The following is a 7,855-nucleotide window of genomic DNA, read 5'->3' on the forward strand; positions in this document are numbered from 1 at the left end:
CAGCAGCCGCATCCCCAACGGGCCCGAGGAGAGCGGCTGTTCCGGCACGGCTCCACCGTACGCCGCGGCCCCGCATGCCCCGCGCCCTTCGGCCGCCGCTCCCCCGGCGGCGGCGGACCCTGCGGGGGCCGATCCGCGCGGCTGCTGCCCCCGCGACGCGGCGTGCGGTGGAGCCGTGCCGGAACAGCCGCTCTCCTCGGGCCCGTTGGGGATGCGGCTGCTGGCGTTCGCCACGGTCCCGGAGGACTCCCCGCCGTCAGACCACGAACTGACGTACGCCATCGTCGCCGCGCACCACGACGGCCGGCTGCTGCTGGTCCGCGAGCGCACCCGGGGTTGCTGGGAGCTTCCGGGGGGCGGGATCGACCCGGGCGAGACCGCCCGGGAGGCCGCCGCGCGTGAGCTGTGGGAGGAGGCCGACCAGTGGGTGGAACCGTCCGCGCTGCGCTTCGAGGGGTTCGCCCGCACCGCGCTCCCCGACCATCTCACCCGCTACGGCGCGCTCTTCTCGGCGGAGATCACCGACCCGGCACCGTTCACCCCCAACGAGGAGATCTCCGGCATCAGTTGGTGGGCGGGGGGCGACGCTCCGGCGGGTGGGCCGCTCCAGACGGTGGACGTGTACCTCGCTGGGCTGACCCGCCGCTGACGCCCGGCGGTCGGCGTCCCACGTCCTGACCGGCCCCCGGGTCCTCGCCGGCCCCACGCCCGTCCCGGCGCACGGTCCACCGTGGCACCCCGCGCAGCGGGCGGGGGGGTGCGGTGCCGCGGTGCTGGTGGCGGGCGAACGGCTCCCGGAGGGCCGGTGAGTCGCCGCCCGCGCCGTCAGCCGACGTTGACCGGTGCGCCCAGGTAGTTCCGCCACAGCTCGGCGTAGTGCCCGCCCCGGGCCACCAGCTCGCGGTGGGTGCCGTCCTCCACGATCCGGCCCCGGTCGAGGACGACGACGCGGTCGGCCCGCGCCGCGGTGGTGAGGCGGTGGGCGACCACCAGGGTGGTGCGGCGGACCGCCAGGCGGTCGGTCGCCTCGTTGACCAGCGCCTCGGTGGCGAGGTCCAGCGCAGCGGTGGCCTCGTCCAGCAGCAGGATGTCCGGGCCGACCAGTTCGGCCCGCGCCAGCGCCAGCAGCTGGCGCTGCCCCGCGGAGAGGTTGCGCCCCCGCTCGGCCACCTCGTGGAGGTACCCGCCGGGCAGGGTGGCGATCATGGCGTGCGCGCCGACGGCGCGTGCGGCGGCCTCCACCTCCGCGTCGGTGGCCTCCGGCCTGCCGTAGGCGATCGCGTCGCGCACCGGCCCGGCGAAGAGGTAGGGCTCCTGCGGCACGACCCCCAGCCGGCGCCGGTAGGCGGCGGGGTCGAGCTCGCGCAGGTCGACCCCGTCGGCGAGGACCGTGCCGTCGGTCGGGTCGTAGAAGCGGGCGGCGAGCTTGACCAGCGTCGACTTGCCCGCGCCGGTCTGGCCGACGAACGCGACGGTCTGCCCCGGCTCGATCCGGAGGTCCACCCCGGACAGCGCCTCCTCGGTGGTGGTGCCGTCCTCGGCGACGTACCGGAAGTGCACGTCGCGGAACTCCAGCTCACCGCCGAGGGCGGCCACCGGCCGCGGGTCGGTCGGCTCGGGGGTGCTGGTCCGCTCCGCGAGCAGTTCCCGGACGCGTCGCAGCGCCACCGCGGCCTGCTGGTAGCCGTCGAAGACCTGCGAGAGCTGCTGGACCGGCGCGAAGAACAGCTCGATGTACAGCAGGTAGGCCACCAGCGCGCCGGCGGTGAGGGTGCCGGCGGCGACCCGGGCGGAACCGGACCACAGCACCCCGGCGGTCGCGAGGGTGGCGAGGAGCTGCACGAAGGGGAAGTAGATCGAGATGAGCCACTGACCCCGAACCCGTGCCTGCCGGTAGCCGTCGGAGCGCGCGGTGAACCGGGCGACCGCGTCGTCCTGGCGGCCGAACGCCTGCACCATGCGCAGCCCGGAGACATGCTCCTGGAGGTCGGCGTTGACCCCGCTGACGCGTTCCCGGGCCAGTTCGTAGGCGCGGGTGGAGGCGCGCCGGAACCAGTAGGTGCTCAGGACCAGCGGGACGAGCGTGGCGAGCACCACCAGCGCCAGCTCGGCGTCGATGACGACGAGGGCGCCCATGATGCCGAAGAACGTCATGAGTGCCACCAGCGCCTGGACCAGGCCGGTCTGGAGGAAGCTGGTGAGGGAGTCGACGTCGGTCGTCATCCGGGTCATGACCTTGCCGGCCATGTTGCGCTCGTAGTAGTCCAGGCCCAGCCGCTGGAGCTGCGAGAAGATCTTGATGCGCAGGGAGTACAGCGCGCGTTCGCCGGTGCGGCCGACGACCAGCAGGCCGCCCGTCTGCGCCACCCACTGGATCAGCACGACGCCGAGCGCCAGCGCGGAGGCGGCCCACACGGCGCTCAGCGCGCCGCGGGAGACGCCGTCGTCCACGCCGTGGCGGATCAGGATCGGCACCAGCAGCGCCGCGAGCGCGTCGATGACGACCAGGAACAGCGCGAGCCCCATCGGGCGGCCGAGTCCGGCGAGGAGACGGCGCAGTCCGTACCCGTCGTGCTCGGGTGCGGCGGCCCGTTTCTCGTCGACGTCGGGGGTGTCGTCGGCCGGGGGCAGCGCAGCGACGCGCGCGAGCAGTTCCGGGGTGGCGGAGGCGCCGGCCATGGCGGCGGAGAACCCGCCCGCGGAGCCCGCCCCGGTGGGCGCGAGCACGCCGCGCTCGTCCTCGGCGGCGTCGGGGCGGACCCACAGCTCCGGGGTGGTGCCGTCCGGTGCCGGCGGGGCCTCGTCGGCCGGGCCCTCGTCGCCGTCGAGCCCGGTGCCGGGGCGGGCGTGCTCGAGCCGGTGGTCGTCGGTCTCGGCGAGGAGCCGCCGGTACAGCGCGCAGCGGCCCAGCAGTTCCTCGTGGGTGCCGCTGTCCACCAGCCGGCCGGCGTCGAGCACGGCGACCCTGTCGGCGAGCATCAGGGTGGAGCGGCGGTGGGCGATGAGCAGCGTGGTGCGGCCCGCCATGACGCGCCGCAGCGCCTCGTGGATCTCGTGCTCGACGCGGGCGTCCACCGCGGAGGTGGCGTCGTCCAGGACGAGGAGCCGGGGGTCGGTGAGGATCGCGCGCGCCAGTGCGACGCGCTGGCGCTGCCCGCCGGAGAGCGTCAGGCCCTGCTCGCCGACGAGGGTGTCGTACCCCTCGGGGAGGGCGGCGACGAAGCCGTCGGCCTGGGCGGCGCGGGCGGCGGCGCGGATCTCCTCGTCGGTGGCGTCGGGTCGCCCGTAGGCGAGGTTGTCGCGGATGGTCCCGGTGAAGAGGAAGCTGTTCTCCGGGACGAGGCCGATGGCGGAGCGCAGCGAGGCGTAGGTCAGGTCACGGACGTCGTGGCCGCCGATGCGGACCGTGCCCGCGTCGGGGTCGTAGGAGCGCGGCAGCAGCTGCGCGATGGTCGACTTGCCGCTGCCGGAGGTGCCGACGACGGCGAGGGTCTCGCCGGGTTCGATGCGCAGCGACAGGTCGCGGAGGGCGGGGTTGCCCTCGGTGTAGCCGAAGGTGACGCCGTCCAGTTCGACGGTGGCGTCGGCGTCGGCGGGAAGGTCGCGCGCGTCGGGCGCCTCGGTGATCGCGGGGCGGGTGTCGATCAGTTCCAGGATGCGTTCGGCACCGGCACGGGCCTGCTGTCCGACGGTGATGATGACGGTGAGCATCCGGACCGGACCGACCAGCATGGCGAGGTAGGCGGAGAAGGCGACGAAGGTCCCGAGGGTGATGTCGCCGCGGGTGGCCAGCCAGCCGCCGAGGGCGAGCATGGCGACCTGGCCCAGCGCCGGGACGGCCTGGAGCGCCGGCAGGTAGCGGGCGCTGAGCCGCACGCCTCGCACGCGGGCGGCGAAGAGGCGGTTGCCGGCGGCGCGGAGCTTGCCGGTCTCCTGGTCCTCCTGGCCGAATCCCTTGACGACGCGGACGCCGCCGACGGCGCCGTCCACGACGCCGGCGACGGCGCCGGCCTGGCCCTGGGCGTACCAGGTGGCGGGGAAGAGCTTGTCTCGGCTGCGGAGGGCGATGAACCAGACGGCGGGCGCCACGGCGAGGGCGACGAGCGTCAGCAGCGGGGAGAGGACCACCATCACGGTGAGTGCGACGGCGAAGAGCATGAAGTTGCCGATGGTCATCGGCAGCATGAAGAGCAGCCCCTGCACCAGTTGCAGGTCGCTGGTGGCGCGGCCCACGACCTGGCCGGTGGAGAGTTCGTCCTGCCGCCGCCCGTCGAGGCCGGTGAGGGCCCGGAACATGTCGGTGCGGAGGTCGTGCTGGACGTCGAGCCCGAGGCGACCGCCGTAGAAGCGCCGCAGGAAGGTCAGCACGTAGATGACGACGGCCGAGCCGAGGAGCGCTGCGAGCCAGATCTCCAGGCCGTCGCCACCGCCGACGATCACGTCGTCGATGATCACCTTGATGAAGAGCGGGGTGAGCGCCATCACGCCCATGCCCGCGAGGGAGGAAGCGAGGGCTATCAGCACGTTGCGGCGGTAGCGCCAGCTGTACGACGCCAGACGGCGCACCCATCCGGTGCCGCCGTCCTGCGTCGTCCCCGTCTCACTCACGCTCACGCGTCGTGCCTCCCGGTCTGCGTCTGGTGGTGCGGGGACGGCCCTGGTGGAGCGCTCCCGTCAGGCGATCAACGCTACCGGTGGGGTCCCACATTCCCCGGGGCGCGCAGGGTGCGCGAGGGGCGCGGGGAAGACCACGCGGGGTGGCGGCGCGCGCGCCGGGAGTGACCGATCGCGCGGAGGCGCCGGTGGGCGGCGGACCGGTCGCCCCGCCGGGCGGTCGGTGGCGGTCGGTGGCCGGCAGGCAGGGGTGCGGCGGACCGGTGAGCCCCGGGCGGGCATGCGCCCGGGGCCGGTTCGGTCAGCGGCAGAGGGCGAGGACGTCGTCCTCGAAGGTGGGGAACTCGGCGTCGGCCGCCGCGATGACCTCGGCGGCGGTGCGGCGGTCACCCGAGGTGAAGTCCTGCGCTAGGTCCACGAGTTCGGGATTGGGCAGGGAGCCGCGCTCGGGGTCGGTGGCGGCCTCGTACGGGCCGGAGCCGTCGGCGAGGACCCAGAGGAACCCCGCCAGGTCCGGTGCGAGGACGCCTAGTTCCCCCTCGGAGCCGAGGAACACCACGGGTTGCTCGGTCAGCGGCCGGCCCTCGCGGACCAGCCAGATCGCGGCGTGTCCGCCGGTCCCGTCCTGACCGAAGACGAGGTAGGCGTCGCCGGTGACCTCGGCGTTGCCGGTCCAGGCGCGGAACCAGTCCGTGGTCTCGTCGGGCGGGAGGAAGTCACTGTAAGGCTCGAAGTCGATCTGGCCGTCCTCACCGAAGGGGAACTCGATCTCGGCGACGGCGTCGAGGGCCGCCGGGAAACGGCGGTCGTCGGTGCTGCTCATGCGCCCAGGCTAACGACCGCTCCTGCCCCCGGGTGCGGGGCCCTCCCTCCCGCGCGGGGCCGGTCCGGGCCCGGGGCGGGGCGCATTGTTCACCTTGCCGGCGGCCTGCCTTCAGCGGGAGGTCAGCCCGACTGAGCTTTCGGCCGGGAGGCTCCCACCGGCGGGAGACCCGGCCGGGTACGCGCCACAGCTACCAGCACGCGGCCGGCGGCGGCCCAGTGGCCCGCCGCGCCCCACGCGAGAGGCGGGACGTCATGGGAAGCAACCAGGGTTCAGCAGGTGGCCCGGTCGGGGACGGCCGGGAGGAGTCGGCGCCGGTGGACGGCGGGGGCCGCGCCGGCGGTGTCAGCCGACGGTCGCTGATGAAGGCCGGCGGCACCGGTGTCGCGACCGCTGTGGTGGTCGGGCTCGGCGCCGACGGGGCCCTGGCCGCGCCGACCGGGACCCCGGCACACGCCGTCACGGCCGCGCCCGCCCCCCGGGCGCTCGCCGCCCGGGACCCGCACGTCGTGACCGGCCGCACCGGTCGCGGCGTCCGCGGCCGGGAGACCCCTGCGGTCCGCGTCCTGCCGCTGGACAACGCCAAGTTCCTCGCCGGTGCCCGGTTCGACCTGCGCGTCGAGGTCAGCGGGGTCGATCCGCGGACGGCCCGGGTGGAGATCTCGCTGCGCGGCCCGGACGGCCCGGCACCGCTGCTGCGGAACGAGCCCGAGCGCTCGACGCCTGCCCCGGACACGCTGGCGGTGACCTACCGCGGCGTCTCCTACCCGCGCGCCGGGGAGTTCACGGTCCGTGCCCGAGCGACCGGCGGCGGAGCCGCCAAGGCAGAGGCGACCGTCACCCACGAGGTGGTCACCGCCGACCGCGGCGAGGGCAAGGGGAAGGGCGGCGCGGGCCGGGCGAGGAACGTCGTCTTCTTCCTCGGCGACGGCATGGGCACCCCGGCCGTCACCGCCGCCCGACTGCTGTCGAAGGGCATCACCGAGGGCAAGTACAACGGACTGCTGGAGATGGACACCATGGAGTACCGGGGGCTGGTCTCCACCTCCGGCGCCGACTCCGTGGTCACCGACTCGGCCAACTCGATGTCGGCGTACATGACCGGCCACAAGTCCTCGGTCAACGCGATGGGCGTCTACGAGGGCAGCTCCGAGGACCCGGACGACCACCCGCGGGTGGAGAACATCACCGAACTGGTGAAGCGGACCCGCGGCATGTCGGTGGGCGTCGTCACCACCGCCGAGGTGCAGGACGCCACCCCAGCGGCGGTCTGGGCGCACACCCGGCGGCGCTCGGAGTACCTGGCGATCATGGACCAGGCGCTGGAGGACGGGCAGCGGCCCGACGTGCTGATGGGCGGCGGGCTGGCGTCCCTGCTGCCGCGCGGCGAGGAGGGGTCGCGGCGGGACGACGACCGCGACCTGGTCCGGGAGTACGAACGGCTCGGCTACACCCACGTCGCCACCGCGCGGGAGCTGAAGCGGGTCGGCCGGGGCCGCACGGTGCCCCGCAACATCCTGGGGCTGTTCCACACCGGCAACCTCGACGTCTACCTGGACCGCCGCCACGCCAGGGACCCGGAGCGGCTCGGCCGGTGGAAGGACCAGCCGACGCTGATGGAGATGACGGAGGTCGCGCTGCGGGCGCTGGAGCAGAACGGCGAGGGGTTCTTCCTCGTCGTCGAGGGCGCCTCCATCGACAAGATGGAGCACCCGCTGGACGGCCCCCGCGCCGTCTACGACACCATCGAGTTCGACCAGGCGCTGGGCGTCGTCAAGCGCTGGGCCGCGGACCGCGACGACACACTGATCGTGGTCACCGCCGACCACAACCACTCCATGTCGATCGTGGGCACGCACGACCGCCGGGAGACGGACGGGCGCGCCGCCAACGGCGTGTACGGCGACGCCGGTTTCCCGACCTACCGCGACAGCAACGGTGACGGCTTCCCCGACGACCCGGACCCCGAGGTCCAGTTGTTCTTCGGCTGGTCCAACCACCCGGACCACACGGACGACTTCCGCCACAACCCCGTCTTCGCGCAGCCCGCGCTCGCCGACCGGGACACCGGTGAGGCCGTGCCCAACCCCGACCGCGACGGTGACGCCGAGCTCCAGGTGGGCAACCTGCCGCCGGACCAGACCAACTGCGTGCACACCGTCGAGGACGTGTCGGTCTTCGCGTCCGGGGTGGGGGCGGAGCGGTTCAACGCCTTCCAGGACAACACGGAGCTGTTCTTCGGGATGATGCACGCCCTGGCGCTGGACCCGCTCCGGGAGAACTGATCCGCGGGCCGCGTCCCGCCTCGACGGCGGGCGGCGGCGCGCTCCGACGGCGCCCGGACCCGCGGTATCCCGACCGACGGCACCCGGGCATGCCGTCATCGACACCGCCGGGGGACGGGCACTCCCCCGGCGG

At 74.4% G+C, this 7,855-nt stretch carries 4 protein-coding genes; 2 read left to right on the forward strand and 2 right to left on the reverse strand.

Annotated features, from left to right (window positions below):
* Positions 1-175: 175 nt before the first annotated feature.
* Positions 176-649: an NUDIX hydrolase gene (locus HCJ92_RS20115; RefSeq protein WP_338054283.1), complete on the forward strand. Its 474-nt coding sequence runs from the start codon at positions 176-178 to the stop codon at positions 647-649.
* A 176-nt stretch (positions 650-825) separates the two neighbouring features.
* Here the strand turns inward: HCJ92_RS20115 and HCJ92_RS20120 are convergent, their stop codons facing one another.
* Complete coding sequence (locus HCJ92_RS20120; protein ID WP_420824749.1) at positions 826-4,608, reverse strand: ABC transporter ATP-binding protein; 3,783 nt, start codon at positions 4,606-4,608, stop codon at positions 826-828.
* A gap of 307 nt (positions 4,609-4,915) precedes the next feature.
* Positions 4,916-5,437 carry an SMI1/KNR4 family protein gene (locus tag HCJ92_RS20125; protein WP_167935026.1) on the reverse strand — a complete coding sequence of 174 codons (522 nt, stop codon included), beginning with the start codon at positions 5,435-5,437 and terminating at the stop codon, positions 4,916-4,918.
* Positions 5,438-5,691: 254 nt separating this feature from the next.
* On the opposite strand from HCJ92_RS20125, the gene HCJ92_RS20130 reads away from it, so the two are divergent.
* Positions 5,692-7,722, forward strand: coding sequence for an alkaline phosphatase (locus tag HCJ92_RS20130; RefSeq protein WP_167935027.1), 2,031 nt, complete (start codon positions 5,692-5,694; stop codon positions 7,720-7,722).
* Positions 7,723-7,855: the final 133 nt, after the last annotated feature.

This window comes from Streptomyces spiramenti, from assembly GCF_012034385.1.
In the GTDB taxonomy this organism is placed as follows: domain Bacteria; phylum Actinomycetota; class Actinomycetes; order Streptomycetales; family Streptomycetaceae; genus Streptomyces; species Streptomyces spiramenti.

Excerpts from the sequence above, each read along its gene's own strand:
- HCJ92_RS20130 (WP_167935027.1), top strand. The coding sequence starts at position 5,692 with ATGGGAAGCAACCAGGGTTCAGCAGGTGGCCCGGTCGGGGACGGCCGG.
- HCJ92_RS20125 (WP_167935026.1), bottom strand. The coding sequence starts at position 5,437 with ATGAGCAGCACCGACGACCGCCGTTTCCCGGCGGCCCTCGACGCCGTC.